Raw genomic sequence first — 26,401 nt, 5'->3', positions numbered from 1 at the left:
CGCTGGATGATCCAGCTCACCCCGCGTGGTGCCGGGATCAGCCCTTGTCGCGCAGGAACCGGGCCATGGACGAGGTGCCCGGCAGCGCGGGCTCGAACTGGCCGGCAACGTCGATGAAACCGCGCATCACCGCGATCTCGCGCGGCGTGCGGCCGAGCGCGTCGCGCAGTTCCGGATCGGCACCGGCCCGCATCAGGCACTGCACCAGCAGCGGCAGGCCATGCAGCGCAGCCAGGTGCAGCGGGCCGAAGCCACGCGGATCGCGCACCTCCAGCGACACGTCCTCGTCGAGCAGGCGCTCGACGCCGGCCAGCACCACGTGTTCGTCGCAGGCGGTGCCCGGTTCGGCGCGGGCGCCGAGCAGCAGCAGCAGCGGCGTCACCGAACCGGCGGCGACCGCGTCGGCTTCGGCGCCGGCCAGCAGCAGGGTGTCGAGCAGGGCCAGCAGGCGGGTGCGGTCGCGCGCGGTGAAGCCATACAGCGCGGCGCAGTGCAGCGGCGCCAGTTGCTGGGCATCGCTGGCACGGATGTCGGCACCGGCGGTAAGCAGGCGTGCGGTGATGTCCGGCAGGCCCAGTGCGGCCGACAGCATCAGCACGGTGACGCCACCGGGCAGGCGGTGCTCGAGCTGCGCGCCGGCATCGAGCAGGGCCGAGACGATGGCGGTCTGGCGCATGCTCACCGCCGCCGACAGCGGGGTGGCGCCACTGGTGGCCGCACGCTGCGGATCGGCGCCGCGCGCCAGCAACAGGTCCACGGCAGCCAGGTGGCCACCACCGGCAGCGCGCAGCAGGCCAGTGCAGCCCTGCGCATCGGTGGCATCGACCGGCAGGCCGAGGTCGATCAGGCGGCGCACCGCGTCGGCATCGCCGGCCATTGCCGCGGCCGGCACGTCGGTCTCGCGCAGCGGACGGCGCGGCAACTGCCACACGCGCCAGTCCAGCCAGTCGGCGAGGTCGCGGCGACCGATCGACAGGGCAACGCCCAGCGGGGTCTGGCCGTCGGCGGCACGGGCGTCGGGCGAGGCGCCCTGCATCACCAGCAGCTTCAGCGAGGCCTCGCGCGCCAGCGCGGTGGCCAGGTGCAGCGCGGTCATGCCGTGGCTGTCGCGGGCCTCGCGGTCGGCGCCGTGTTCGAGCAGCCACTGCTGCAGCTTGAGCCAGCCCAGGCGCACGGCCAGCGCCAGCGGCGGATCGCCGGCCGGCGACGGCGCGAACGGGTCGGCGCCCTTTTCCAGCAGCTCCAGTGCGAACTGTTCCATGCCGCGCGAGGCATGGTCACCGTGCACGCAGGCGCTGAGCAGGCGGGCCAGGCCACCGGCACCGGCGGCCGGGACGCCGGCGCGCAGCAGCGCCTGCAGCGACTGCAGTGCATCGGCGCCGCGGGACAGCAGCGCGAACATCGGCGTGTCGCCGCAGGCATCGGGTACTTCCGGATTGGCACCCTGGGCGAGCAGCCATTCGACCACCGCCGGCTGCAGCGCCAGCTGCGGGTCATGCAGCAGGCCGCCGAGTTCGTCAGCCTCGCACAGCCGCGCCAGCGGTGCCATGCCCTCGAAATTGCCGAAGGCCAGCGCCTCGCGCAGCAGCACCAGCGGCGGCTTGTCCGGCAGCGTCGGTGCGCTGGCGTCGGCATCGCTGGCGACCTGGGCCTGGGCGTCGCTGACCGCGGCCGGCAGCGGGTACTGCGGATCCAACAGCGAAACGACGCCCCAGCGCCCGGCTTCGGCGGCGGCGTCGACCGCGCGGCGGCCGCCGGCATCGGCCAGGTCCGGGGCGATGCCCAGCTCCAGCAGGCGACTGACCAGCGCCACCGACACTGTGTCGGCCATGCACGCCAGGAGTACCGCGTTGCGGCCTTCGGCATCGACCGCGGCCACGTCGGGCTGGTGCGGCAGGAGCTGCTCGATCACCGCGGCGCGGGCATTGCGCGCGGCCTCCAGCCACGGCGTGCGGCCGAGCACGTCGCGCGCCTCGAGGTTGGCGCCGGCGTTGAGCAGGGTGTCGATGATCGCCACGTGCCCGGCCTGGGCGGCCTCGTGCAGCGCGCTGCGGCGCTGGCGGTCGCGGGCATCGGCACGGGCCTTGTACTTGAGCAGCAGCTGCACGCCGGCCGGATCGTCCTCCTCGGTACCGGCGGCAGCCAGCAGCACCGGCACGCCGTCGGCCGGCTCCGGGCGCGCACCGCGCTCGAGCAGGAACTTGGCCAGGCGCCAGTTGCCGGCCTGGCAGGCCAGCGCCAGCGGGCTGTGGCCTTCGTGGTTGAGCGCGTCCAGCTCGGCGGCGGCATCGCGCAGCAGCGCGGCCACGCCCGGGTCGGAACTGCGTGCGGCGTGGTGCAGCGGGGTATTGCCCTCGGCATCGACCGCGCGCGAATCGGCACCGTTGGCCAGCAGGGTCATCACCGCCTCGGGGCGGCCGTGCCAGCTGTCGCGGGTGGCGGCCAGCAGCGGGGTCATGCCGCGGTGCGGCTGGTTGACGTCCACCCCGCGGGCAATCAGCGCGCGCAGCAGGCGCAGGTCCGGCAGCACCGCGGCCAGCACCGACAGGCTGCGCTGGTCACGCCAGTCCGCAGCCGGCAGCGCGTGCGGATCGGCGCCGGCATCAAGCAACTGCAGCGCGCGGTCGACGCGGCCCCCACGGGCAGCTTCGTACAGCGCCGGGACCAGGTCGTCGCGGGCGAGCGGCTCCAGCGGCTGCGGCTCGATGAATTCGGCAAACGGATCGAACGCCGGTTCGGGTGCCGCGGCAGGCGCCAGCGACGGCGCCGGGGTGATCCTCTGCAGCAGTACGTGGGCGACGCCCGCCAGTACCACGCCGATGATCGCCAGCGGCCAGCGCCTGCCATCGGTGACCAGGCCCGGCCAGGCCGGCAGGACCACGGTCGCGCTGGCCAGCAGCACCAGCGCCGCAGCGCCCAAGCCGCGCCAGGACTGCACGTCGCGCGTGCCCAGCGCCTGCCAGTGGCTGCGCAGGTTGCCACCGGAGGCTTCCAGTTCCTGCCACAGCGGCCAGCTGCGCCACAGCGCCAGCAGCGCGGCGCTGACCGCCACGCTTACCGCCAGCGCGGCGCCGAGGCTGCCGCTGCTGCGCAGCGCGCCCATCGGCCACGCCAGCAGCACGGCCAGCAGCAACGGCCCGGCCGCCCACAGCGCGAGCAGCGGCAGCAGGTCGCCACGCAGCAGCTGGCGCGGCGCGGCCGGTTGGCGGCTGCGGCGGTGCCAGGACACGGCCAGCGCGAACATCGGCTGCGCCAGCCAGCCGCCGAGCGCGGCGACCACGCCACCAAGACCCGCGCCCATGCCCAGCAACACGGCGATGGCGGCAGCCGCGGCAACGATCCGGGTGCGTGCCGAATCAGTCATCACTGCGACCGGGGGCCGGCACCGGCGGTACCGGTGGCGGCGGCATCTGCAGATAGAAACCCTGTTCGGACAGGCTCTGCCGCACCTGCGCGGCATCGGCGCGCGCCAGACGCCGTTCGGCGGTCAGTGCGACTTCGAGGACGAACGCAAACGGCGCCAGCGCCTGTTCCAGCGACAGCGGCAGCCGGCTGAAATCATCGCGCTTGGCGAGATAGACGAAGGTGTCCTGCTTGCGTTGGCTTTTGTAGACGTAGGCTTGCATGCCCGCGGGCTTGGCCCTGCATGGGAGTCCGGCGATTGTGGAGGAATTGCGGCAGCGGCGGAAGCGCCGGGGTGAACCCCGCCGCACCGGAAGGCCACCAACGCCGGCTTCGCATGCGGGTTTCAATGCTGGCCGTGCGTCGTGGCGGCTGCCTTGCGGCCATTCATCGTCGGCTTCACACGGCTGCCTCCACAGTAGCGCCCGGCCACGGCCCGCTGCGCCACCACGACCGCGGCCGGACGTGGCCGCCCCATATAATCCCCGCCCATTGCCCGCACGGAATTTAGAGTGACTGCCCAAGCCACTTGTCGAATGCCACCGATCAACATCCCGGCCTTCACCACGACCACGGCATTGGGCAGCGGGCTGGACGCCCAGCGTCAGGCCTTGCAGGCACGCCGCAGCGGCCTGCGCCGCAATGACTTCGGACCCGATCCGCTGTCGTGCTGGATCGGCCGCGTCGATGGCGTGGAGGACGTGGTCCTGCCCGGGGAGCTGGCATCGCTGGACTGCCGCAACAACCGCCTGGCCTGGCTGGCCCTGCAGCAGGACGGCCTGCCGGCGCTGGTCGAACAGCTGAAGCAGCGCCATGGCGCCGCCCGCGTGGCGGTGGTGATGGGCACCTCGACCTCGGCCATCGGTGCCACCGAGGAGGCCTACACCCGGCTCGAGCGCGATGGCGAGGGCGCGCGCTTCCCGGCCGACCTGCGCAAGCCGCGCATCCATACCCCGCATTCGCTGGGTGACTTCGTCCAGCTCGCCACCGGCCTGCAGGGCCCCTGCGTGACCGTGGCCACCGCGTGCTCCTCCAGCGCCAAGGTGTTCGCCCAGGCCGCGCGCCTGATCGAGGCCGGCATCGTCGATGCGGCCCTGGTCGGCGGCGTGGACACGCTGTGCGGCAGCGTGCTGTTCGGTTTCAACGCCCTGCAGCTGGTCGCGCCCGAACCCTGCCAGCCGTTCGACGCACGCCGCGTCGGCATGTCGCTGGGCGAGGCCGGCGGCTATGCGGTGCTGGAGCGCGCCGACGCCGGCAGCAGCGGCCTGCAGCTGCTGGGCTATGGCGAATCCAGCGATGCCCACCACATGTCCGCGCCGCACCCGCAGGGCCTGGGCGCACGGATGGCGATGCAGGCCGCGCTGCAGCTCGCCGGCATCGACGCCGCCGACGTCGGCTACATGAACCTGCACGGCACCTCGACCCCGGCCAACGACGGCATCGAGGCCGCGGCAATCGATGCGCTGTTCCCGGCCGCGCTGCACGCCAGCTCGACCAAGGGCTGGACCGGCCACACCCTGGGCGCGGCCGGAATCGTCGAATCGGCGATCGCCCTGCTCGCCCTGTCCGACGGCCTCCTGCCGGGCACCCTCAACAGTGAAATCCCCGATCCGGCCTGCGGGCCGCAGATCCGTTTCGACAACGCCCGCGCGGACATCAGCTACGCCATGAACAATTCATTCGGCTTCGGCGGCAACAACTGTTCGCTGGTCTTCGGCAAGGTGGGCGCATGACGGCGCTGCAGGCCAGCATCGAAGGCATCGGCTTCTGGGGCAGCGGCCTGCCCTCGTGGGAGGCCGCACGGCAGTACCTGCACGATGGCAGCCGCGCCGAGGACGCAGCGCGGCGGCCGTCGCCGCAGTTGCTCGCCGCCAACGAGCGCCGGCGTGCGCCGGACACCGTGGCGGTGGCGCTGGACGCGGCACTGGCCGCCTGCCAGGCCGCCGGTCGCAATCCGGCCGACGTGCCCTCGGTGTTCACCTCGACCCACGGCGACATCGCGATCACCGACTACATGTGCGCGACCCTGGCCGAGGATCCGCGGCAGATTTCGCCGACCAAGTTTCACAACTCGGTGCACAACGCCCCGGCCGGCTACTGGACCATCGGTGCCGGCGCGCACACGCCGGCCACCGCGATCAGCGCCGGGCGGGCCAGCTTCGCCCAGGGCCTGCTGGAGGCGGTGACCCAGCTGGCCACCGGTAGCGAAGCGGTGCTGCTGGTCGGCTATGACGTGCACGGCACCGGCCCGCTGGCCGAAGTGGCCGCCAGCGCCGGCCTGCTCGGCGGTGCCCTGCTGCTGTCGCGCGACGCCCGGCCCGGCCGCCCGCAGTTGCGTGTCGCGCTGCAGGACCACGATGACGCGGCCCCGGCGCCCGCCGGCCACCGCCTGGCTGACCTGTTCGGCGGCAACGCGATGGCACCGATGCTGCCGTTGTTCGAGGCCCTGGCGCTGGAACAGCCGGCGGCCACGCTGCTGGCCGGGCCCGGGCGCTGGCTGAAGCTGGAGCTGGACTATGGCTGAGCTGCGCGCCGACGAAGTGGCAGTGCTGGTGCCGGCGCTGAATGAATCGCTGCGCATCCGCGAGGTGGTGACCGGCGCGCTGGCGTACTTCCCGCACGTGATCGTGGTCGATGACGGCTCGGACGACGGCACCGCCGACTGCATCGCCGACCTGCCGGCCATCGTGCTGCGCCACCAACGGCGTCGCGGGAAGGGCCAGGCCCTGCGCACCGGCTTTGCCGAGGCCCGGCGCCGTGGCCTGCGTGGCGTGCTGACCATGGATGGCGACGGCCAGCACTCGCCGCTCGACCTGCAGCGCCTGCTCGACAGCGCCAACCGCCATCCTGGCTGCATCATCATCGGCGCGCGCCTGCGCAACCGCGCCTGCAAGCCGCCGCTGCGGCGCATGGCCAACGAGTTCGGTGACTGGGGCATCGCCTGGGGCACCGGCTACCAGGTGTCCGACAGCCAGAGCGGCCAGCGCTTCTATCCGGCCGAGGTCATCGCCCTGCAGGACGTGCCCGGCGAGGACTTCGTGTTCGAGGCGCAGATCGTGATCTCGGCCGCGCGCCAGCTGGGCACGCGCTGCGTATCGGTGCCGATCGAATCGCGCTACGCCGGCGCCGAGCCCGGCGTGCAGTTCCGCCGCAGCCACTTCCGCCCGCTGCGCGACCTGTACCGCATCACCAGCCACATCGTGCTGCAGGCCCTGCGCCATGGCCACATCCGCCAGGTGCGCCGCGACATCAAGCGCAATCCGCCGGTGATCGACGATCCCAGCGGGGAATTCTCGCAACCACCACTGCACTGCATGGACAGGAACTGACATGGGCGAAGCCGCCACCGATGTACTCATCATGGGCGGCGGCCTGGCCGGGCTCAGCCTGGCCATCCAGCTCAGGCAGCGCGATCGCGGCATCCGGGTGGTGGTGATCGAACGGCGCACGCATCCGGTGCGCGAGGCCGCGTTCAAGGTCGGCGAGTCCACCGTCGAGATCGGCGCGCACTATTTCGCCCAGACCCTGGGCCTGAAGCAGCACCTGGAAAGCGAACAGATCCGCAAGTTCGGCTTCCGCTTCTTCTTCTCCGAAGGCCAGCATGACGTGTCGGCCTGCACCGAGGTCGGGGTCAGCCAGATCCTGCCCACGCCCTCCTGGCAGCTGGATCGTGGCCGCTTCGAGAACTTCCTCGGCGAGCACGCCCGCAGCCTGGGCGTGGAGTTCATCGATGGCGCGGTGGTGCGCGGCATCGAGCTGGGCAGCGACGACGCGCTGCACCAGGTGCGTTACCAGCGCGATGCCGAGACGGGAACCTGCACGGCGCACTGGCTGGTCGATGCCAGCGGCCGCGCCGGCCTGCTCAAGCGCAAGCTCGACCTGGCCCAGCCCAACAACCACGACGCCAACGCGGTGTGGTGGCGGGTCGACGGCCATGTCGACCCCAACCAGTGGGGCGATGACCCGCAGTGGCTGGCGCGCTGCACGCCGCCGGACCGCTGGCGCTCGACCAACCACATGTGCGGGCCGGGCTACTGGTTCTGGCTGATTCCCCTCAGCTCCGGCGCGCATTCGCTGGGCATCGTCTGCGATGCGGCCATGCACCCGCTGGAAACGATGAACACCCACGACAAGGCGATGGACTGGCTGCGCCAGCACCAGCCGCAGGTCGCCGCCTCGCTGGACACGCCCGGGCATGCGCTGCAGGACTTCCTGTTCCTGCGCCACTTCTCCTACGGCTGCAGGCAGGTGTTTTCCGCCGACCGCTGGGCGCTCACCGGCGAGGCCGGGCTGTTCCTGGATCCGTTCTACTCGCCGGGCAGCGACTTCATCGCGATCAGCAACGGCTACATCTGCGACATGATCGAGAAGGATCGCGCCGGCAAGCCGTTCGCGCCCTATGCCGACATCTACCAGCAGCTGTACTTCTCCTTCTACGCCAACACGCTCACGCTCTACCAGGACCAGTACCCGCTGTTCGGCGATGCGCTGGTGATGCCGCTGAAGGTGATCTGGGACTACACCTACTACTGGTCGCTGCTGGCACCGCTGTACTTTGCCGATCGGCTGACCGACATCAACCTGCTCGGCCGCCTGCGCCCGTCGCTGGAGCGGGCCAATGCGCTCAATCATGCGATGCAGGCCCTGCTGCGCGAATGGGGCCGGCGCAACACCGGCCCGCTGCGGCCGGACCGGCGCCTGCTCGACCAGTACAGCATCGACTGGTTCCACCGGCTCAACCGCGAACTGGGTGCCGGCGGCAACGACCAGGAACTGCTGGCGCGGATCCAGGCCAACGTGGCGCACATGCACCAGCTGGCCGCCGAGCTGCTGGCCGCCGCGTGCCGCCAGCACCCGCAGATCGATGGCAGCCAGCTCGACCCGCTGCTGGTCGATGTCCCGCGCGCCGACTTGCCCCTGCTCGAACCGCACTGGTTCGCGGCGGCCTGACCCCCTGACCGAGCGCTCCGATGCCGCACTCGCCGCTGTTGCTGCAACTGGTCGTGATCCTGGCAACGGCCCGCCTGTGCGGACTGCTGCTGCGCCATCTCGGCCAGCCGCCGGTCATTGGCGAAATGGCCGCGGGCATCGTGCTCGGGCCGATCGTGCTGGGCAGCGTGTTCCCGCAGTTCCACGCCACCCTGTTCAGCGCCGACTCGCTGCCGGCGCTGTCCTCGCTGTCGATGCTGGGGCTGGTGCTCTTCATGTTCATCGTCGGCCTGGAGCTGCGTGCGCCGGAAGGCGTGCGTGCGCAGCTGCGCAGTGCCGGCTGGGTCGGCATCCTCAGCGTGCTGGCACCGATGGCGCTGGGCATCTGCATCGCCCCATGGCTGCATCCGGCCATGGCACCGGCCGGCGTGGGCTTCTGGCCGTTCGCGCTGTTCATGGCCGCGGCGATGTCGATCACCGCGTTCCCGATCATGGCGCGCATCCTCAAGGAACGCGGCATGACCCATACCCGCATCGGCCAGCTGTCGCTGTCGGCAGCGGCGATCGCCGATGTGTTCGCGTGGATCATGCTCGCCCTGGTGGTGGCGCTGATCGGTTCGGGCGAGGGTTTTGCCGGCTTCGCACGCACCACGCTGGGACTGGTGGTGCTGTGCGGAGTGATGTTTGCCGCGGTGCGGCCACTGTTCGCCTGGCTGCTGCGGCGCCATGCCGCCGACGGCCAGCCTTCGGGCATGGTGCTGGCGGCGCTGCTGGTCGGCGTGTTCGCGAGTGCGGCCACCACCCAGTGGCTGCACCTGCATCCGGTGTTCGGCGCGTTCCTGTTCGGCGCCTGCCTGCCGCGCGATGACCGCCTGCTGCGGGCGATGATCGAGCGGGTCGAGCACCTGGCGATCATCGTGCTGATGCCGATCTTCTTCGCCCTGGCCGGGCTCAACACCACCGCCGATGCCTTCGTCGGTGCCGGGCTGGGCGCGCTGGCGCTGATCATGCTCGCCGCGGTGCTGGGCAAGGTGCTGGGCGGTGCGGCCGGCGCGCGCATCGGTGGTTTTGGCTGGCGCGACAGCTTCGCGGTGGGCTCGCTGATGAACGCGCGGGCGCTGATGGAGCTGATCGTCATCAAGGTTGGCCTGGATGCCGGGCTGATCGGCCAGGAGCTGTTCACCCTGCTGCTGGTGATGGCGATCGCCACCACGGTGATGACCGGCCCGCTGCTGACGCTGTTCTCCGGCAAACGCGGCCAGGCCGCCAGTCCGGCGCAAAACGGTCTGCCGGACTGACGCCTGTATGTTGGCTCAGGCCATGCCGCCGTTGATGCCGATGACCTGGCCGTTGATGTAGCCGGCGGCATCGCTGCACAGGAAGGCGACCAGCGCGGCCACTTCCTCCGGCCTGCCGGCACGCGCGGCCGGCACGGTCTGCCTGATCATCTCGGCGGGGAACGCGTCGGCAGCCATCTGGCCCTCGATCACGCCCGGGGCGACGACATTGACGCTGATGCCGCGGCTGGCCATCTCGCGCGCCAGCGACTTGCTGGCGCCGTGCAGCGCGGCCTTGGCCGCGGCGTAGTTGGTCTGGCCGCGGTTGCCGAGCACCGCCGCCACCGAGGACACGTTGACGATGCGCCCCCAGCGCTTGCGCGCCATTGGCAGCAGCAGTGGCTGGGTGACGTTGAAGAAGCCATGCAGCGAGACATCGATGACCCGGGTCCAGCGCTCGCGGTCCATGCCGGCCATCGGTGCGTCGTCATGGATGCCGGCGTTGTTGACGACGATGTCGATCGCACCATCGGCCAGCAGTTGCTCCATCGCCGCGGAGGTGGCCTCGGCATCGGCGACATCGAAGGCCACCGCACTGGCCTGGCCACCGTCGGCGATGATCGCGGCGACCACCTCTTGGGCGCGGGCCAGGTTGCTGTTGGCATGGACGATCACGCTGGCGCCATCGGCGGCCAGGCGGCGGCAGATCGCCCCGCCCAGGTCGCCACTGCCGCCGGTCACCAGCGCACGGCGCACGGGTCGGTTCATTGCAGGAGTCCTCGCTTGTTGTCGGTCATCGTGGCGGCAGCTGCAGCATCACCGCGGCGCGACCGGCGGCCAGCAGCTGGCCGTCGTGGTGGATTTCGAAGGCGTACTGCTGGCTGCCCTCGGCTTCGACCAGCACGCGCGCGGTGGCCTCCAGCGCGCCGGGCAGGTCGTCGATGCGGGCCACGTGCAGCTGCATGTCGCGCAGCGCCACCAGCATGCCGGCCGGTGCACGGCCGCCGCTTTCGCCCGCCCGCAGGCCACCGTGCACGGCCATGGCCTGGGCGCCGTATTCGCACAGGTGGATCGCATGCAGCTGGCCGTCGTGGCGCAGCGGATGCGCCGGATCGCGGTGGTTGTGCGCGCGCACCCTCACCTGCCCTGCGTCCCAGTCCAGCACCTCGTCCCACAGGCACATGCCGTACTGGTGCGGCACCAGCGCCAGGATCTCCTCACGCCCGATCATTCACGCCCTCGCCCACCGGATGGCGCGACACCAGCAGCGCCAGGATGAAGTTGCACAGCACGCCCAGCGCCACCGTGCTGCCGATCGCGCGCAGCACCGGGATCGACGACCACGCCAGCAGGCTGAACACCAGCAGGGTCATCAGGCTGCACACGATCACCCCGTGCAGGGTGCGCAGCTGGTCGCCGCGGTCATCGCCGGCGTGCTCGAAGAACAGGCCGTAGTCCAGGCCCAGCCCGGCGGCCAGGATCAGGCCGATCAGGTGGAACAGGTTCAGCTCGACACCGCAGCCACGCAGCACCGCCAGCACCAGCGCGGTGGTGAGCAGCATTGGCAGCAGCACCCGCCACATGCGCGCGGGCGAGCGCAGCGACAACCAGACCGTGCCGGCCAGCAGCAGCACCGCCACGCCGAGGGCGGCCAGCACGCGCTGGCGGTACGAGGCCACCAGTGATTCGGACGCGTCCTTCATGTCCAGCAGTTCGGCGCCGTGTTCGCGGGCAGTGGCCGCGACGGCGGCAACATCGACCAGGCCGCTGAGCGTGACCAGGGCGGTGGCCTGGTCCGGTCGGACCAGCATCAGGCCCTCGACCGCGCCGGCCAGCGGCGAGCCGCGCAGGTCCTGCAGCCGCAGCGGCGGCGCGCTGCGTGCGGTTTCCACGTCGGCCAGGAACGGCTCGAACGCATCGGCGCGGAACGGACTGGCGGCCACGGCCACGTCCATGCGCGCGGCCAGCACGTCGGCAGCCGGCAACTGCTGCTGGCGCTGGCCTTGGGTGGCGGCGCTGGGCAGGTAGCGCGCGGCCATGTCGAAGGAACGCAGCCGGCCGTCGGCGACCAGTTGTTCCAGCGCCGGACGAAGCTGCTCGGACGCGGCCAGCACGGACTCGGCATCGGGGCCGCGCAGGGTCAGCACGTAGCGCACGTCCGGTGCGCCCAGTTCATCGCGCAGCTGCGCATCGCGTGCCAGGTCGTCCGGGTCCACCGGCGTCAGCCGGCCCAGATCGTTCTGCCAGAACGCACCCGGTGCCAGGGCGCTGACGGCCACGGCGACCAGCGCCAGCGGCAGCAGTGACCAGCGTGGGCGCGGCAGGCGCTGCACCCACTGCCACAGCCGTGCCAGCGCCGGCGAATCGGCCAGGTCACGCGGGGCCGGATCGACCAGCGCCGGCAGCAGGAAGCGGGTGACCAGGGCGGCGGTGGCCAGCGCGACGATGGTGAACACCGCCAGCTGCTTGAGCCCGGCCACGCCGGAGAACAGGAAGGTCAGGTAGGCGATGCAGGTGGCGACCACGCCGGTGCGCAGGGTCGGCCACAGCGCGCGCACGTTGTCCCATGGCGACAGCCCGGGCCGCTGGTGGCTGAAGAAGTGGATCGGATAATCCTGGACCACGCCGATCAGGGTGAAGCCGAAGGCGATGGTGATGCCATGCACGCCCTCGAAGCCGAGCGCCACCGCGCCCAGCCCGGCCAGGCCGGCGCTGGCCAGCGGCAGGAAGCCCAGCAGCGGCATCTTCCAGCTGCGGTAGGCCAGCCACAGCAGCAGCACCAGGCCGAGGGTGTCGACCATGCCGATGGTGCTGGCCTCGCCCGCGGTGCGGTTGCCGATCTTGACCGAGAACGCGCCGGGACCGGTCATTTCCAGCCGGCTGGAGCTGGCGCCGGCGGCCTCGGCAAAGGCGCGGTTGATCGCATCGACCACCTGCTGCTGGCCACTGGGATCGAAGCCGGCGGCGCGGGTCTGCACCAGCAGCAGGGCCTGCCGGCCGCCGCGGTCGAACCAGACCTCGTGCAGCCGCTGCGGCGCACGGGCCGGCTGCAGCGCCTCGGCCAGCTTGACGATCTCCAGGGTCGGATCGGAACCGATCAGCGGCTCGACCAGCGCACCGGCCGGCGAGCCGAGGTCCTGCACGCGTTCCTGCAGCGCCTGCGCCAGGGCATCGGCCTGGAGCGATGCGGCGGCATCGGCCGAGAGCAGGTAGCGGTACGGCAGCAGCGTTTCGGGAATTGCCTCCAGCCCGGCCTGTTCGCCATTGGCCACCAGTTCGACCAGCGGCTCGGCCTCCAGCGCCTGGCGCAGTGCCTGTGACTGTTGGGCCAGCACCTCCGGCGTATCGCCGGACAGGGCCAGCAGCAGCAGGCGCGAGCCCGGGCCTTCGCCCAGCTCGTCCAGCAGCAGCTTCTCGGCCGGGGTCTGCGCGTCGGGCATGAACTTGCGCAGGTCGCCGCTGACCCCGATCCGGCTGCTGATCCACGCGCCAGCCACGAGCAGGAGCAGCAGCCAGGCCAGCGCCAGGCCGGTGCGTTGCCTTGCCGACATCGTCACTGCGCCTTGCCGTGGCAGAGATCGGCCAGCGCGGCGGCGTCCTTCACTCCTTCGGCGGCCTCGGCGGCACTGCCGACCAGGGTGCGCTGCACATCGCCCTTGGCCGGGCGGGTCTCGATGCAGCGCAGTTCGCCGTCGCGGCCATGCAGGTTCACCTCGCGCACGCGCCTGGCCAGCGCGGCTTCCTTCGGCTGCAGGGCCAGCACCCACTGCGCGCGCCCGCCGCTGGCGAGCATGTCGTAGTGCTGCCGCAATGCCGCGCCGTCACCGGAGAGCAGCGCACTGAAGCTGCGCTGCAGGTCGGCCAGTTCCGGCACGCGCGACAGCGCGAATTCGCGCGGCGGCTTGCCGTCGCGGCTGATCACGACCTTGCCCCCGGCGATGCGCGAGGTCTCGCGGTAGGGCTGCTGCACCTCGCGCACCAGGGTGGTGGCGTCGGGGCGACGGTACTGCCCGGACACGCGCAGCGGTTCCTTCAGCAGCGCCGAGCCGCGCAGTTCGACGAACGGGGTCTGGCTGGGCGCGGGCTGCGCCAGCTGCTGCAGCACCCAGGCCGGATCAAGGTCCGCCGCGCTCGCCGGCAGCGTGGCCCACAGCAGGGCCAGCGCCCACAGGCGCGGGGACTTGGGGACTGGACGACGGGGAGTGCCAGAAATCATAGAAGTTGAACCAGTTGTAGGGGGACTCGCGCAGCCGGGCCTCCAGCCGCGCGGCGTAGCGCTGCACCAGCGCGGCCACGGTTGCCGCGCGTTCGCGGCGGGGAATGCTGATCTCGTTGTCGAACAGCTCGAATTCCAGGTCGTAGCGGTTGCCGCCCCGGTACAGGCCGAAGGCGAGCACCACCGGCACCCGCAGCACCGCCGCGATCAGCCACGGCGTGGTCGGGAACGGCGCGTCCTGCCCGGGCAGCCGCGCCGGCACCGAGGGCTCGCCGGGCCGTGCGCGGTCGACCAGCAGCGCCACCAGCGCGCCTTCTTCCAGCGCGTGCTTGATCTCCAGCGCGATCACCGGCCCTTCCTGCGAGGCATCGATGATGCCGGCGGCCAGGCCCGGGTCGAGCCGGTCCAGCAGCTCGGTCACTGCCGGGTTGTGCGACTTGTCCAGCACCACCCGCAGCTTCACGTCAGGACGGCCGCGGGCCAGCACCCGCAGCGCATCGAAACTGCCCAGGTGCGAGCCGAACACCAGCACGCCGCGGCCCAGGTCCATCGCCGCGTGCAGCTCATCCAGGCCGTTGCTGCGGATGTCGAACAGCTGCATGCGCCCGCCCAGCATGAATACCCGGTCCAGGATGGTGGAGGCGAAGGTGTGGATGTGGCGGGCCACCTCGGGCACGCCGGCGCGGCGCCCGTCCAGCCGCGACAGGAAAGCGCGCGAGGCGCGCCGCTCGGGCGCGCGCATGACCAGGAAATACAGGGTGATCGGATACAGGCAGGCACGCGCCACCGGGCGCCCGCAATGCCGCGCGATCCACGCGATCAGCGATACGGCCAGGCGTCCGCCGCCCTCGGGGCGCCGCTTCCAGTCGACCTCGCTGCTCATGCCGCCGGCCCCGGGTCGGGCTGCATGTCGCCGCGCACCAGTACGTCCCCATCCCGGCGCACCACGAAGCGCCAGCGCGGCGGCAGGTGTTCGAGCTCGATGCTGGCGCACTGGCCCGGCAGCAGCGGGCCGACGAACTTCACCTGGCCCAGCCGCAACGACTGCGCACGGGTACCGGTGCGGGCCTGGATCGCCAGCAGCACCTGCTCCAGCACCACCACGCCGGGCACCAGCGGGTGTCCGGGGAAGTGCCCGGGCAGGCAGGGATGGTCGTGGGGAATGGTGAACTGCATGCAGGAAGGAACGACGGCGCCAGGCCAGAGGATACGGGGCTCAGCGCATCACGTCGCGCCACACCGCCGGACCGACCTGGCCCATCTGGCGCAGGAACTGCAGCGCGTTGCGGTACGGCGGGTCGGGGAACAGGTGGCTGCGCAACGCGTACTCGCCCACCGCAAAGCCGCCGGTCAGGCCCCAGGTGGCGAGGTTGCTGTACCAGGACCACTGCTCGTGGTTGATCGGCCACCACGGCTGCACGCCGAACGCGGCCAGCAGGCCATCGGGCACAGCGCACAGCGCCAGCGCCACGTTGACCAGCGCCAGCGCCCACAGCACCAGCGCCCAGCCCCAGGTCAGGCGGCGGCTGTAACGGGCCAACGCCGGGCTGACCTCGCGGCCGGCGCGCTGGTAGAGCGCGTTGACGAAGCAGGAGATCAGCGGAGTTCGCCCGTGCCTCAGGGTGCGGGCAAAGCCCCAGCCCACCAGCGCCGGGAACACCACGGCCGGGCCGAGCAGCAGCATCCACACCGACGGCGAGGCCGCGGCCCACACCGCCGCGACAATGCCGGCCAGCAGCACCGCCCAAGCCCATGGCCGGCGCTGCGCCAGCGGCCCCCACAGGCACAGCAGCAGCAGGCTGAACATCGCCAGCGCCGCCCACGCCCCTTCCTCGCGCAGGCTGGCCACGTGGGCCAGCGGCGGGTAGGCCAGCAGCAGCAGGGCGCGGGCGATGACGCCGGCGGCCTCCGGTGCGCCGCTGCGCGGGGCCGCGCCGACAGTCATTTCAGACGGTCTTGTTGGCCTGCACGTGCGCCGACAGCGCGCGCAGCGAGGCGAAGATCCGGTGGTTCTCGTCGTTGTCCGAACGCAGCTGGAAGCCGTAGCGCTTGCTGATGGCCAGGGCCAGTTCCAGCGCATCGATCGAATCCAGGCCCAGGCCGTCGTTGAACAGCGGTGCTTCGGGGTCGATCTGCGCGGCGCTGACGTCTTCCAGGTTCAGGGCTTCGACCAGCAGCTCGGCCAATTCGCGTTCGGCATCGGTTTGTTGGGACATGGAACTTCCTTGGGACTGCGGAAGGGGGCGCAACGATCCCGTATCGGCATCGCCAGCGCAACATGGCCGTGATTTGGCTGGCGTTATCATAGGGTCTGTCCCGGCAACATCTGGTCTACGCACCCACATGTCGTTCCCGCGCGTTCCCGCACTGTCCCCGAGCCCGGCCATCCCCGGGTCCGCTTCCATCGCCGGCCCCCGCATGCTGTCCGGGTCGGCGGGGCAGGCATGAGCGCGGCTACCCCGCTGGCTGCCGCCGCCGCCCTGGACATCGACTACGTCGACCCCGCACGACTGCCGGAGCTGCTGGCCGACCCGCAGGTGCTGGCAATCATCGGCTTCCAGTCCGGCAACGCCATCCCGCCCTGCGACGACCCGCGCTACCTGCAGGTTGGCCTGCAGCCGATCGGCGATGCGCCGCTGGAAGTCTGGCGCAGCCAGCGCCCGGTGCGGTACGGGCGCGATGCCAACGGCGTGGCCTGGGCCACCGATGGCCAACTGGCCTTCGGCGCGCTGCAGGTGGACGAGGCCCGGGCCGGCGGCATCACCGCCGCCGCGCAGCAGGCCTATGTCGGACTGGGGCAGGCGCTGGCCACCGGGCAGTGCCCGCACCTGCTGCGGATCTGGAACTACTTCGACGCGATCATCGAGGGCGACGGCGACCAGGAGCGCTACCGCCAGTTCTGCGTGGGCCGCGCCCGGGGACTGGGCCAGGTCGATCCGGGCACGCTGCCGGCGGCCACCGCGATCGGCCGGGTCGATGGCGTGCGCGTGCTGCAGGTGTACTGGCTGTCGGCCCGGCAGCCGGGCCTGCCGCTGGAAAACCCGCGCCAGGTCGCTGCCTACCGCTATCCCCGCCAGTACGGGCCGCAGCCGCCGAGTTTTGCCCGTGCGATGCTGCCGGCGCCGGGCATGCAGCTGCCGCTGCTGCTGTCGGGCACGGCCAGCGTGGTCGGCCACGAATCGCTGCATGGCGAGTGCACGCTGCGCCAGATCGATGAAACCTTCGCCAATTTCCAGGCCCTGATCGGCGCAGCGCGCGAACGCCAGCCGCAGTTGCCGCTGGCCTTCGGCGCGCACAGCCCGCTCAAGGTCTACCTGCGTGACCCGGCCGAGATCGAGCTGGTGCGCCCGGCCCTGGCCCGGCATCTGGACCCGCAGGTGCCGCGGATCTTCCTGCACGCGCAGGTGTGCCGCCGCAACCTGCGCATCGAGATCGACGGCGTCTTCGGCAACAGCCCCTGACCACCGGCCGGCGCTGACGCCGGCCGCTCAGTCGCGCAGCAGCGCCAGCAGCTGGTCGCGCGGCAGCTTGCCGGTCTCGTTGCGCGGCAGGGCCTCGACCTTGCGCAGCGGGCGCGGCAGGAACACCGGGTCCATCGCCGGGCGCAACGCCTGCAGGATCTGCGCTTCGTCCAGCGTCGGCGCCACCACCAGGGCGGCCAGGCGGCCGACCATGTGGCCCGGCTCGGGTTGCAGTTGCACCAGGGCCGCGTCCTCCACCCCCTCGATCGCCAGCACGCGCCGGGTCAGGTCGCCCAGCGACGCCCGTTTGCCGGCGATTTCCAGCAGGTCCGCGCGCCGCCCCAGCAGGGTGAACGAGGTCCCGTCCGCGGACGGCTCCATCAGGTCGGCCAGCACCACCGGCGCGGCCAGGTGCGGCGCCTGCACCGCGGTGCCATCGGCACGCGGTTGCAGGCGCACGCCGGGCAGCAGCGTCCACGCGGTGTCCCGCGCGGTGCGTCGGCGGGCGAAGATGCAGGTCTCGGTGGAGCCGAACATCTCGCGCACCTCGGTGGCAAAGCGCTGTTCGGCCGCGGCGGCGAGTTCCTGCTGCAACGGCGCGGTGGCGGTGACGATGCCGGCCAGGGCCGGCAGGTCCACGCCCGAGTTCACCAGCGCGCGCAGATGCACCGGCGTGGTCACCAGCAGTCGCGGGGCGGGCGTCTGCGCCAGCGCGGTGGCCACGTCCTCGGGGAAGAACGGGCGCCCGGCGTGGATGCGCGCCGGCGCCAGCAGCGGAAACAGCACCGACAGCTCCATGCCGTACATGTGCTGCGGCGGTACGGTCGCCACGATGCCCGGCAGGGCATCGCCCCACAGGTCGCGCAGGGCGGACAGGTTCTGGCCGGTGCTGGCCACGAACGCGCCCCAGGTCTTGGCATTGGCGCTGGGCGTGCCGGTGCTGCCGGAAGTGAAGCCGATCACCACCAGCTGGGCCGGATGCACGAACGACATCGGGCCATCGGCTTCGGGCAGCTCGTCCGGCATCACCACCACCTCTGCCGGGCCGGCGTCCACGGCGGCATCGCTCAGGCACCAGGTACGCGGATAACAGCAGCGCACGTCCTCGACCATGGCCGGTGCGTGCGAGGGCGGCAGCAGGGTCACCTGCCCGCGCAGTGCCACCGCACAGAAACCGACCAGAAATCGGTAGCGGTCCTCGCACAGGTTGATCGCGTGTTCGCCCTCCGGCAGCAGCGCGGCAACGCCATGCACGTGGCGCACGAAGGTGGCCAGGTCGATGTTGCCGGCCGGCTGCACGGCCAGCACGCGCCCGGGGTCACCCATCGCCAGCGGCAGGTACTCGGCGGAAGCGTCGGGGGCGGCGGACATGCGTGCGGAATCTCCTGGGCAGAGGGGCAGCGCCACGGCGCCGGGCGCCTATCGTGAAGATGCCCGCCAGCCCTGACAACCCGCGCCATGACCTGTGGCCCAGCCCCGGGCGGGAGCGGACTGCTACGCTTGCCCGGTTTTCCAACCGGTATCGCCCATGTCCCGCCTGTCCTGCCTGCCGTTGCTGATGTTCGCCGCCCTCGCCGCCGATGCCGCCATTGCCGCACCGACGCCGATCACCATCGAACAGGCCATGGCCGACCCGGACTGGATCGGTCCGCCGGTGGAAAGCGCCTGGTGGTCGTGGAACAGCCAGCAGGTTGAGTACAAGCTCAAGCGCAAGGGCAGCCCGGTGCGCGACACCTTCCGCCAGCCCGTCGCCGGCGGCATCGCCCAGCAGGTCGCCGACGACCAGCGCGGCACCCTGGACGTGGCCAACCCGGTGTTCGACGCCGCCCGCCAGCGCACCGCCTTCGTCCGCAACGGCGACGTGTTCGTGCGCGACCTGCGCAGCGGCGCGCTGACCCAGCTCACCCGCGGCACCGAGAAGGCCGCCGCGGTGGGCTTTGCCCGCGATGGCGGCGTGACCTGGCGCGTGGGCCAGGACTGGTTCCACTGGACCGCCGCCAACGGCATCACCCGCGTGGCCACGCTAAAGGCGGAGAACAACCCGGCCGACCCGCCCAAGGCCGACGAGCTGCGCGAGCAGCAGCTGCGCACGATCGAGACCCTGCGCCGCGACCGCGACCAGCGCGAGGCGCTGCGCACGCAGGAGGAAAGCTGGCGCCGTGCCGACCCGACCCGCGCCACCGCGCCGGTCTATCTCGGTGCCGGCGTGGAGATCGTGCAGAGCGCGCTCTCGCCCGATGCCCGCCACCTGGTCGTGGTCACCAAGCCCAAGGGCTACGAGGGAGGCCGCGGCGGCAAGATGCCGCTGTATGTGACCGAATCCGGCTACGAGGAAACCGAGGACACCCGCACCCGCGTCGGCCGCAACGCGCCCGAGCCGCACACGCTGTGGCTGGTGGATTCTGTCGAAGGCAAGGCCACCGAGCTCAAGCTCGACACCCTGCCCGGCATCGCCACCGATCCACTGGCAGCGCTGCGCAAGGCCGCCGGCAAGGAACCGCTCAAGGGCAACCGCCCCGTGCAGCTGCTCGGCGGCCGCGGCCAGGACTCGCTGCAGTGGAACCGAGACGGCAGCAGCGCGGCGGTGATGCTGCGCGCGGTCGACAACAAGGACCGCTGGCTGGTCAGCATCGACACCGCCGGCAAGCTCGAGACCCGCCACCGGCTGACCGATCCGGCGTGGATCAACTGGAACTTCAACGATTTCGGCTGGATGGCCGACGGCCGCACGCTGTGGCTGCTGAGCGAGGAGTCCGGCTACTCGCACCTGTACACCACCGCCCCGGGCAGCAAGGCCAGGGCGCTGACCGGCGGCAACTGGGAAGCTTCCTCGGTGGTGCAGCGCGCCGACGGCAACGGCTTCTACTTCCTGTGCAACCTGCAGGCGCCGGTGGACTACGAGGTCTGCACGGTCGATGCCGGCGGCGGCAAGGTCGCCGAGGTCACCGCGCTGGACGGCGTGGAGGATTTCAGCCTGTCGCCCGATGGCCAGCAGCTGCTGGTGCGCTACGGCAGCGCCTACCTGCCGCCGCAGCTGGCGGTGGTGCCGGCGGCCGGCGGCCAGGCCCGGGTGCTGACCGACACCCGCAGCGCCGAGTTCAAGGCGCGCGAATGGATCGCCCCGCAGCTGGTCAAGGTGCCTTCGAAGCACGGCGCCGGCCATGTCTGGGCCAAGTACTACGGCCCGGAAACGCTGGAACCGGGCAGGCAGTACCCGATCGTGATGTTCGTGCACGGCGCCGGCTACCTGCAGAACGTGCACCAGCGCTACCCCAACTATTTCCGCGAGCAGATGTTCCACAACCTGCTGGTGCAGAAGGGCTACATCGTGCTGGACATGGACTTCCGCGGCAGCGAGGGCTATGGGCGCAACTGGCGTACCGCGGTGTACCGCAACATGGGACACCCGGAGCTGGAGGATTACCTGGACGGCCTGGACTGGCTGGTCGAGCACAGGCAGGGTGACCGCGAGCGCGCTGGCATCTACGGCGGCTCCTACGGCGGCTTCATGACCTTCATGGCGCTGTTCCGCCAGCCCGGCACCTTCAAGGCCGGGGCCGCGCTGCGCCCGGTCGGCGACTGGATGCACTACAACCACGAGTACACCAGCAACATCCTCAACACCCCGGACATCGACCCGGAGGCCTACCGCGTCTCCTCGCCGATCGGATATGCGCAGGGCCTGCAGGACAACCTGCTGATCGCGCACGGGATGATGGATGACAACGTGTTCTTCCAGGACTCGATCAACATGACCCAGCGCCTGATCGAGCTGCGCAAGGACAACTGGTCGATTGCCCCGTACCCGCTGGAGCGCCACGGCTACATCCGCGCCGACTCCTGGCTGGACCAGTACAAGCGCATCCTCAAACTGTTCGAGGACACCCTCAAATGAGCGCCGCACCGGCGATCGAGATCGTCACCGCGGTGATCACCCGCGGCGGCGACCAGGTGCTGGTGGTACGCAAGCAGGGCTCGACCAGCTTCATCCAGCCCGGCGGCAAGCGCGAGCCGGGGGAGGATGCACTGGCCACGCTGGCCCGCGAGTTGCACGAGGAGCTGGGCGTGCAGATGGTCGCCGACAGTGCGCAGTGGCTGGGCCTGTTCGAGGACAAGGCAGTCAACGAGAGTGGCCGCCGCGTGCGCGGCGAGGCCTTCCTGGTCCAGGTCCAAGGTACCGCGCAGGCGCAGGCCGAGATCGCCGAGCTGGCCTGGATCCCGCTGCAACCGCCGCATGGCGTGGCGCTGGCACCGCTGAGCGAGCGCCATATCCTGCCGGCAGCGGTGGCGGCCCTGGCCGCACGCCCCGACAGGACCCCGGCATGAGCCGTCCGCCGCTACCCGGTGGCCTGCCGGCGTCCCCCGCGAAGAACCCGGCGCAGGGGTTCGTCGACGCCACCGCCCGCATGTCACTGATCATGGGCGGGCTGATGCTGGTGTACTGCGTTGGCCAGCTCGCGGTCGTCCTGCTGCTGGAGCATCTGGACTTCGGGCCCTGGCTGCAGCGGATCGGCCTGCCGCCTTCGACCGGCCTGCGGTGGCTGCTGGACCACGCAGTCGCCCTCAGCTGGGCGATGCTGCTGCTCACGCTGGTGTTCATGGTGGTGTGCTGGAGCCTGCTCAGGTACCGCGAATGGGGCCGGCAGGGATTCATCGCCGCCCTCGTGGTGGTGGGCGTGTTCAACTTTGCCAGCCTGCCCCTGGTCGATTGTTTATTCAGTGGGCTGCTGGCTTTGCTGCCGGAGGACCTGGCCGGAACGGCGGAAGGTCGCGATCTGCTCGCGCAGATGCAGTTCAGCCGCTGGGCCTGCCTGCTCACCGCCGCGGCCACCTCGGTGGCCTTCGCCGCCCTGCATGCATGGCTGGTGGTCAGGCTGCGGCGCGCCGAAGTACGCCAGCTGTTCGGCGCCTGAGCCGGCACCGGCAGGCCCCTGCGCTAAAGTAGCGGCATGACTGAATTCGACCGCGTCCGTACCTACCTCACCGACCTGCAGGACCGCATCTGCGCCGCCATCGAACAGGCCGACGGCCAGGCCCGCTTCGTCGAGGATGCCTGGCAGCGCCCGGAGGGCGGCGGCGGCCGTACCCGCGTGCTGCGCGACGGCGCCGTGTTCGAACAGGCCGGCATCGGCTTCTCCGACGTCTCCGGCACCCGCCTGCCGCCCTCGGCCTCGGCCAACCGCCCGGAACTGGCTGGCGCCTCGTGGCGCGCCACCGGCGTATCGCTGGTGTTTCACCCCCGCAATCCCTACCTGCCCACCACCCACGCCAACGTGCGCTACTTCCGCGCCGAGCGCGACGGGCAGCACGTGGCGTCGTGGTTCGGCGGCGGCTTCGACCTGACCCCGTTCTATCCGTTCGACGAGGACGTGCGCCACTGGCACCACACCGCCGCGCAGCTGTGCGCGCCGTTCGGCCCGACCCGCTATGCCGAGCACAAGCGCTGGTGCGACGAATACTTCTTCCTCAAGCACCGCAACGAGACCCGCGGCGTGGGCGGACTGTTCTTCGATGACCTGCATGGCGACTTCGAGACCGACTTCGCCTACCTGCGGGCGGTCGGCGATGGCTTCCTCGACGCCTACCTGCCGATCGTCGAACGTCGCAAGGACACGCCGTACAGCGAGCGCGAGCGCGAGTTCCAGCTGTACCGGCGCGGCCGCTACGTGGAGTTCAACCTGGTCTACGACCGCGGCACCCTGTTCGGCCTGCAGAGCGGCGGCCGCAGCGAGAGCATCCTGATGAGCCTGCCGCCGCGGGTGCGCTGGGAGTACGGCTTCCAGCCCGACGCCGACAGCGCCGAAGCGCGCCTGGCCAGCTACCTTGTCCCGCGCGAGTGGCTGGACTGAACCGGCCCGTGGCCGGTTGAGCGCGCCGCGGACGTACCGCCTCTTGAACGGACTCCGGCAGCACACGTGCCAGCCGCATCCATGCAGCGATCGCTGCAGTCGGCAACACGGATCAGGGGTATAGCCGGGGCAAAAAAAAGCCCCGGCGACCAGGGGGGGGTCGACGGGGCCGGGGAACGGAAACTTGGGGAGGAGCTTCCGTTCCAGATCTGCTCTAGGGGATGGGAGAGATCCGCGACAGACGTTGCGTCCGTCGGGGCCTATAACACCACTTCCTACATTGATGATTCGTGAAGAAATCGCTCAGCGAACCAGCAGGATTTATGGCGGATTCATGCCCGTCGCGTGTTGTGGTAACTGAACACGCATAAGTGTGATGCAACGTTCCAACGGGGTCGTTTTCACGTCCTTTCAGGGTGTGAAGTTGACGCTGGGCGTCGCTCAGTGCGCCTCGTCCCAGTTGTCACCAATCCCGGTGTCGACGACCAGCGGCACCCGCAGGCTGGCTGCCGCGCACATGCGTGAGACCACCTCGGACCTGAGCGTGTCGATGAAGTCGGCATCGGCTTCGAACACCAGTTCGTCGTGCACCTGCAGGATCATCAGCGCGCGCTCGCGGTGCCCGGCCAGCCAGCCATCGACGCTGACCATGGCGCGCTTGATGATGTCCGCCGCCGTGCCCTGCATCGGTGCATTGATCGCCGCGCGTTCGGCGCCGGCACGCAGGCCCTGGTTGCGCGCGTTGATGTCGTTCAGGTACAGCCGGCGGCCGAACAGTGTCTCCACGTAGCCCTGCTCGCGCGCCTGCTGGCGCATGCGCTCCATGAAGTCACGCACCGCCGGGTAACGGCTGAAGTACAGCGACACGTAATCCTGCGCCTGGCCCCGGTCGATGCCGAGGTTGCGGGCCAGCCCGAACGCACTCATGCCGTACATCAGGCCGAAGTTGATCGCCTTGGCAGCGCGGCGCTCGTTGGGCGTGACTTCCTCCAGCGTGCGGCCGAACACCTCGGCGGCCGTGGCGCGGTGCACGTCGGCGCCCTGTTCGAAGGCGCGGATCAGGCCCGGGTCCTCGGACAGGTGGGCCATGATCCGCAGCTCGATCTGCGAGTAGTCGCAGGCCATCAGCTTGCGTCCGGGCGGGGCGACGAAGGCCTTGCGGATGCGGCGACCGTCCTCGGTGCGGATCGGGATGTTCTGCAGGTTCGGATCGGACGAGGACAGGCGGCCCGTGGCGGCGCCGGACTGGTGGTAGCTGGTGTGCACGCGGCCGGTGTCCGGGTTGACCATCTCCGGCAGCTTGTCGGTGTAGGTGCTGCGCAGCTTGGCCAGGCCGCGGTACTCGAGGATCACCCGCGGCAGCTCGTGCTGGTCGGCGATCGCCTCCAGCGCCTCCTCGTTGGTCGAGGGCTGGCCCTTGGGCGTCTTCACCAGCGCCGGCAGGCCCATTTCCTCGAACAGCACCGCGCACAGCTGCTTGGGCGAATCGAGGTTGAAGGTGCGCCCGGCCAGTTCGGTGGCCTTCTGCTGGGCGGCAAGCATGCGTGCGGACAGGTCCGCGCTCTGCCGGCGCAGTTCGACCGTGTCCACGCTGACGCCGTTGGCCTCGATCCGCGCCAGCACCTGCACCAGCGGCATCTCGATGTCGCGGTAGACCTGCTGCAGGCCCGGCACCTGGGCCAGCCTGGCACCCAGCACCTGGTGCAGGCGCAGGGTGATGTCGGCATCCTCGGCCGCGTAGTTGCCGGCCTCGTCGATGCCCACCTGGGCGAAGGACAGCTGCCTGGCGCCCTTGCCGGCCACGTCCTCGAAGCGCACCGTCGTGTAGCCGAGGTAGCGCTGCGCCAGCGAATCCATGTCGTGGCGGGTTGCGGTGGAGTTGAGCACGAAGCTTTCGAGCATGGTGTCGTCGGTGTAGCCCCGCAACGTGATGCCATGGCGGCGCAGCACATGGATGTCGTACTTGCCGTGCTGGCCAAGCTTGGGCTTGTCCGGGTCCTCCAGCAGCGGCTTGAGCGCGGCCAGCACGTGCTCGCACGACAGCTGCGCTGGCGCGCCGGGATAGCTGTGCCCGACCGGGATGTAGGCGGCCTGGCCCGCGGTCACCGCCACGCTCAGCCCGACCAGGTTGGCGCGCATTGCATCGAGCGCATCGGTCTCGGTATCCAGGGCAAAGCACGGTGCCTCGCGCAGGCGCGCGATCCACGCCTGCAGCTGGGCGTCGTCGAACACGATCTCGTAATCGCCCCTGGCCGCCAGTGCCGGATCCGGCGCCTCGGCGCTCCCGTCGCTGGCCTTGGCGTAGCCGGCGGCGGTGCCGCGCAGGCTGGGTTTGCTGACGCTGGCGGCCGGGGCCGCTGCACCGCCGCCGTCGAGCTCTCGCAGCGCCTGGGTGAAGCCGTAGCGCGCGTACAGGCCACGCAGTGCATCCGCGTCCTGCTCGCGCAGCACCAGGTCGCGCGGGCCGACGGCCAGCTCCAGGTCGGTGCGGATCGTCACCAGGTCGCGGTTGAGCGGCAGCCGCGACACCGCAGCGCGCAGGTTCTCGCCGATCTTGCCCTTCATCGTCGCCGCGGCGGCGATCACGCCGTCGAGGTCGTTGTATTCGGCCAGCCATTTGGCCGCGGTCTTGGGCCCGCACTTCTCCACGCCCGGCACGTTGTCCACCGCATCACCCATCAGGGCGAGAAAGTCGACGATCTGCCCCGGGCGCACGCCGAACTTCTCGATCACCGCCGCCTCGGAGTCGGTGCGGCTGCCGGTCATGGTGTTGACCAGGACCACGCCCGGGCGCACCAGCTGCGCGAAATCCTTGTCGCCGGTGGAGATGGTGACCTCGACATCGTCGGCCGCGGCGCGCAGCGCCAGCGTGCCGATCACGTCGTCGGCCTCCACGCCGGGCACGCGCAGGATGTCGATGCCCAGCGCATGCACGATGTCGCACATCGGCTGCACCTGCGAGCGCAGCTCGTCCGGCATGGGCGGACGGTTGGCCTTGTACTCGGCGTACATGTCGTCGCGGAAGGTCTTGCCCGGCGCATCGACCACGAAGGCGACGTAGTCGGGTTTTTCCTTCAGCGTGGCACGCAGCATGTTGACCACGCCGAACAGCGCGCCGGTCGGCTCGCCGTCCGCGTTGGTCAGCGGCGGCAGCGCGTGGAAAGCGCGGTAGAGGTAACTGGAACCGTCAATCAGGACTAATCTGCTCATGGGTGGATTCTACGCGCCCCCACTCCAACCCCCGGCGACGGGGCCATAATCGGGACT

22 protein-coding genes are annotated in these 26,401 nt (G+C 70.9%); 10 read left to right on the top strand and 12 right to left on the bottom strand.

Features of this window, described 5'->3' with window-relative positions:
• Positions 1–37: 37 nt before the first annotated feature.
• Together LG380_RS13470 and LG380_RS13465 are read right to left on the bottom strand one after the other, a co-directional pair.
• Positions 38–3,364, bottom strand: a complete 3,327-nt coding sequence (locus LG380_RS13470) for an ankyrin repeat domain-containing protein (RefSeq protein ID WP_225765765.1) — start codon at positions 3,362–3,364, stop codon at positions 38–40.
• A complete protein-coding gene (locus tag LG380_RS13465; RefSeq protein ID WP_225765762.1) occupies positions 3,357–3,626 on the bottom strand; it encodes a YcgL domain-containing protein in 270 nt (89 codons plus the stop codon). The genes LG380_RS13470 and LG380_RS13465 overlap by 8 nt, the downstream gene beginning before the upstream one ends.
• Positions 3,627–3,938: 312 nt before the next feature.
• On the opposite strand from LG380_RS13465, the gene LG380_RS13460 reads away from it, so the two are divergent.
• From LG380_RS13460 to LG380_RS13440, 5 genes are read left to right on the top strand one after another with little or no spacing between them, the layout of a single operon-like run.
• Positions 3,939–5,135 (top strand): beta-ketoacyl-[acyl-carrier-protein] synthase family protein, encoded by a 1,197-nt coding sequence (locus LG380_RS13460; protein WP_225765760.1) that lies wholly within the window; start codon positions 3,939–3,941, stop codon positions 5,133–5,135.
• Positions 5,132–5,926, top strand: coding sequence for a beta-ketoacyl synthase chain length factor (locus LG380_RS13455; RefSeq protein WP_225765758.1), 795 nt, complete (start codon positions 5,132–5,134; stop codon positions 5,924–5,926). Before LG380_RS13460 ends, LG380_RS13455 begins: the two co-directional genes overlap by 4 nt.
• On the top strand, positions 5,919–6,731 hold the full coding sequence (locus LG380_RS13450; protein WP_225765757.1) for a glycosyltransferase family 2 protein: 813 nt from the start codon (positions 5,919–5,921) through the stop codon (positions 6,729–6,731). The genes LG380_RS13455 and LG380_RS13450 overlap by 8 nt, the downstream gene beginning before the upstream one ends.
• A gap of 1 nt (position 6,732) precedes the next feature.
• Entirely contained in the window at positions 6,733–8,352 is a 1,620-nt protein-coding gene (locus LG380_RS13445; protein WP_318780086.1) for an NAD(P)/FAD-dependent oxidoreductase, read from the top strand.
• Positions 8,353–8,372: 20 nt separating this feature from the next.
• Positions 8,373–9,629, top strand: coding sequence for a cation:proton antiporter (locus tag LG380_RS13440; protein ID WP_225765756.1), 1,257 nt, complete (start codon positions 8,373–8,375; stop codon positions 9,627–9,629).
• Positions 9,630–9,644: 15 nt separating this feature from the next.
• Here the strand turns inward: LG380_RS13440 and fabG are convergent, their stop codons facing one another.
• The 8 genes from fabG to LG380_RS13400 are packed head-to-tail and all read right to left on the bottom strand — an operon-like array spanning position 9,645 to position 16,040.
• Positions 9,645–10,376, bottom strand: coding sequence for a 3-oxoacyl-ACP reductase FabG (gene fabG / locus LG380_RS13435; protein WP_225765755.1), 732 nt, complete (start codon positions 10,374–10,376; stop codon positions 9,645–9,647).
• A gap of 25 nt (positions 10,377–10,401) precedes the next feature.
• On the bottom strand, positions 10,402–10,839 hold the full coding sequence (locus tag LG380_RS13430) for a phosphotransferase (protein WP_225765754.1): 438 nt from the start codon (positions 10,837–10,839) through the stop codon (positions 10,402–10,404).
• On the bottom strand, positions 10,826–13,159 hold the full coding sequence (locus LG380_RS13425; protein WP_225765753.1) for an MMPL family transporter: 2,334 nt from the start codon (positions 13,157–13,159) through the stop codon (positions 10,826–10,828). Before LG380_RS13425 ends, LG380_RS13430 begins: the two co-directional genes overlap by 14 nt.
• Positions 13,160–13,161: 2 nt before the next feature.
• Positions 13,162–13,713 (bottom strand): LolA-related protein, encoded by a 552-nt coding sequence (locus LG380_RS13420; RefSeq protein WP_263973785.1) that lies wholly within the window; start codon positions 13,711–13,713, stop codon positions 13,162–13,164.
• Positions 13,714–13,723: 10 nt separating this feature from the next.
• Entirely contained in the window at positions 13,724–14,707 is a 984-nt protein-coding gene (locus LG380_RS13415; protein WP_225765751.1) for an acyltransferase, read from the bottom strand.
• On the bottom strand, positions 14,704–15,000 hold the full coding sequence (locus LG380_RS13410) for a 3-hydroxyacyl-ACP dehydratase FabZ family protein (protein ID WP_225765750.1): 297 nt from the start codon (positions 14,998–15,000) through the stop codon (positions 14,704–14,706). Before LG380_RS13410 ends, LG380_RS13415 begins: the two co-directional genes overlap by 4 nt.
• Before the next feature lie 40 nt (positions 15,001–15,040).
• On the bottom strand, positions 15,041–15,769 hold the full coding sequence (locus LG380_RS13405; protein ID WP_225765749.1) for a ketosynthase: 729 nt from the start codon (positions 15,767–15,769) through the stop codon (positions 15,041–15,043).
• A 1-nt stretch (position 15,770) separates the two neighbouring features.
• Positions 15,771–16,040, bottom strand: coding sequence for a phosphopantetheine-binding protein (locus tag LG380_RS13400; RefSeq protein ID WP_225765748.1), 270 nt, complete (start codon positions 16,038–16,040; stop codon positions 15,771–15,773).
• Positions 16,041–16,268: 228 nt separating this feature from the next.
• On the opposite strand from LG380_RS13400, the gene LG380_RS13395 reads away from it, so the two are divergent.
• Complete coding sequence (locus LG380_RS13395) at positions 16,269–17,285, top strand: pteridine-dependent deoxygenase (RefSeq protein WP_225765747.1); 1,017 nt, start codon at positions 16,269–16,271, stop codon at positions 17,283–17,285.
• A gap of 27 nt (positions 17,286–17,312) precedes the next feature.
• Here LG380_RS13395 and LG380_RS13390 read toward each other — a convergent pair whose 3' ends face one another.
• A complete protein-coding gene (locus tag LG380_RS13390; protein WP_225765746.1) occupies positions 17,313–18,656 on the bottom strand; it encodes an AMP-binding protein in 1,344 nt (447 codons plus the stop codon).
• A gap of 157 nt (positions 18,657–18,813) precedes the next feature.
• On the opposite strand from LG380_RS13390, the gene LG380_RS13385 reads away from it, so the two are divergent.
• Genes LG380_RS13385 through hemF form a run of 4 tightly spaced genes read left to right on the top strand, consistent with a single transcriptional unit; the run spans position 18,814 to position 23,134 of the window.
• The gene (locus LG380_RS13385) at positions 18,814–21,180 is read left to right on the top strand and encodes a S9 family peptidase (protein ID WP_225765745.1); all 2,367 of its coding nucleotides are present in this window, start codon (positions 18,814–18,816) and stop codon (positions 21,178–21,180) included.
• Positions 21,177–21,611, top strand: coding sequence for an NUDIX domain-containing protein (locus LG380_RS13380; RefSeq protein ID WP_225765744.1), 435 nt, complete (start codon positions 21,177–21,179; stop codon positions 21,609–21,611). Before LG380_RS13385 ends, LG380_RS13380 begins: the two co-directional genes overlap by 4 nt.
• Entirely contained in the window at positions 21,608–22,198 is a 591-nt protein-coding gene (locus LG380_RS13375; protein WP_225765743.1) for a hypothetical protein, read from the top strand. The genes LG380_RS13380 and LG380_RS13375 overlap by 4 nt, the downstream gene beginning before the upstream one ends.
• Positions 22,199–22,234: 36 nt before the next feature.
• Positions 22,235–23,134 (top strand): oxygen-dependent coproporphyrinogen oxidase, encoded by a 900-nt coding sequence (gene hemF, locus LG380_RS13370; RefSeq protein WP_225765742.1) that lies wholly within the window; start codon positions 22,235–22,237, stop codon positions 23,132–23,134.
• A gap of 441 nt (positions 23,135–23,575) precedes the next feature.
• Here hemF and polA read toward each other — a convergent pair whose 3' ends face one another.
• Complete coding sequence (gene polA, locus LG380_RS13365) at positions 23,576–26,344, bottom strand: DNA polymerase I (protein WP_225765740.1); 2,769 nt, start codon at positions 26,342–26,344, stop codon at positions 23,576–23,578.
• Positions 26,345–26,401: the final 57 nt, after the last annotated feature.

It is taken from the genome of Stenotrophomonas sp. Marseille-Q4652, assembly GCF_916618915.1.
Lineage (GTDB): Bacteria > Pseudomonadota > Gammaproteobacteria > Xanthomonadales > Xanthomonadaceae > Stenotrophomonas.
This window is presented reverse-complemented; position numbering and strand designations above follow the sequence as displayed.

Excerpts from the sequence above, each read along its gene's own strand:
- LG380_RS13470 (WP_225765765.1), bottom strand. The coding sequence starts at position 3,364 with ATGACTGATTCGGCACGCACCCGGATCGTTGCCGCGGCTGCCGCCATC.
- LG380_RS13465 (WP_225765762.1), bottom strand. The coding sequence starts at position 3,626 with ATGCAAGCCTACGTCTACAAAAGCCAACGCAAGCAGGACACCTTCGTC.
- LG380_RS13460 (WP_225765760.1), top strand. The coding sequence starts at position 3,939 with ATGCCACCGATCAACATCCCGGCCTTCACCACGACCACGGCATTGGGC.
- LG380_RS13455 (WP_225765758.1), top strand. The coding sequence starts at position 5,132 with ATGACGGCGCTGCAGGCCAGCATCGAAGGCATCGGCTTCTGGGGCAGC.
- LG380_RS13450 (WP_225765757.1), top strand. The coding sequence starts at position 5,919 with ATGGCTGAGCTGCGCGCCGACGAAGTGGCAGTGCTGGTGCCGGCGCTG.
- LG380_RS13445 (WP_318780086.1), top strand. The coding sequence starts at position 6,733 with ATGGGCGAAGCCGCCACCGATGTACTCATCATGGGCGGCGGCCTGGCC.
- LG380_RS13440 (WP_225765756.1), top strand. The coding sequence starts at position 8,373 with ATGCCGCACTCGCCGCTGTTGCTGCAACTGGTCGTGATCCTGGCAACG.
- fabG (WP_225765755.1), bottom strand. The coding sequence starts at position 10,376 with ATGAACCGACCCGTGCGCCGTGCGCTGGTGACCGGCGGCAGTGGCGAC.
- LG380_RS13430 (WP_225765754.1), bottom strand. The coding sequence starts at position 10,839 with ATGATCGGGCGTGAGGAGATCCTGGCGCTGGTGCCGCACCAGTACGGC.
- LG380_RS13425 (WP_225765753.1), bottom strand. The coding sequence starts at position 13,159 with ATGTCGGCAAGGCAACGCACCGGCCTGGCGCTGGCCTGGCTGCTGCTC.
- LG380_RS13415 (WP_225765751.1), bottom strand. The coding sequence starts at position 14,707 with ATGAGCAGCGAGGTCGACTGGAAGCGGCGCCCCGAGGGCGGCGGACGC.
- LG380_RS13410 (WP_225765750.1), bottom strand. The coding sequence starts at position 15,000 with ATGCAGTTCACCATTCCCCACGACCATCCCTGCCTGCCCGGGCACTTC.
- LG380_RS13405 (WP_225765749.1), bottom strand. The coding sequence starts at position 15,769 with ATGACTGTCGGCGCGGCCCCGCGCAGCGGCGCACCGGAGGCCGCCGGC.
- LG380_RS13400 (WP_225765748.1), bottom strand. The coding sequence starts at position 16,040 with ATGTCCCAACAAACCGATGCCGAACGCGAATTGGCCGAGCTGCTGGTC.
- LG380_RS13395 (WP_225765747.1), top strand. The coding sequence starts at position 16,269 with ATGAGCGCGGCTACCCCGCTGGCTGCCGCCGCCGCCCTGGACATCGAC.
- LG380_RS13390 (WP_225765746.1), bottom strand. The coding sequence starts at position 18,656 with ATGTCCGCCGCCCCCGACGCTTCCGCCGAGTACCTGCCGCTGGCGATG.
- LG380_RS13385 (WP_225765745.1), top strand. The coding sequence starts at position 18,814 with ATGTCCCGCCTGTCCTGCCTGCCGTTGCTGATGTTCGCCGCCCTCGCC.
- LG380_RS13380 (WP_225765744.1), top strand. The coding sequence starts at position 21,177 with ATGAGCGCCGCACCGGCGATCGAGATCGTCACCGCGGTGATCACCCGC.
- LG380_RS13375 (WP_225765743.1), top strand. The coding sequence starts at position 21,608 with ATGAGCCGTCCGCCGCTACCCGGTGGCCTGCCGGCGTCCCCCGCGAAG.
- hemF (WP_225765742.1), top strand. The coding sequence starts at position 22,235 with ATGACTGAATTCGACCGCGTCCGTACCTACCTCACCGACCTGCAGGAC.
- polA (WP_225765740.1), bottom strand. The coding sequence starts at position 26,344 with ATGAGCAGATTAGTCCTGATTGACGGTTCCAGTTACCTCTACCGCGCT.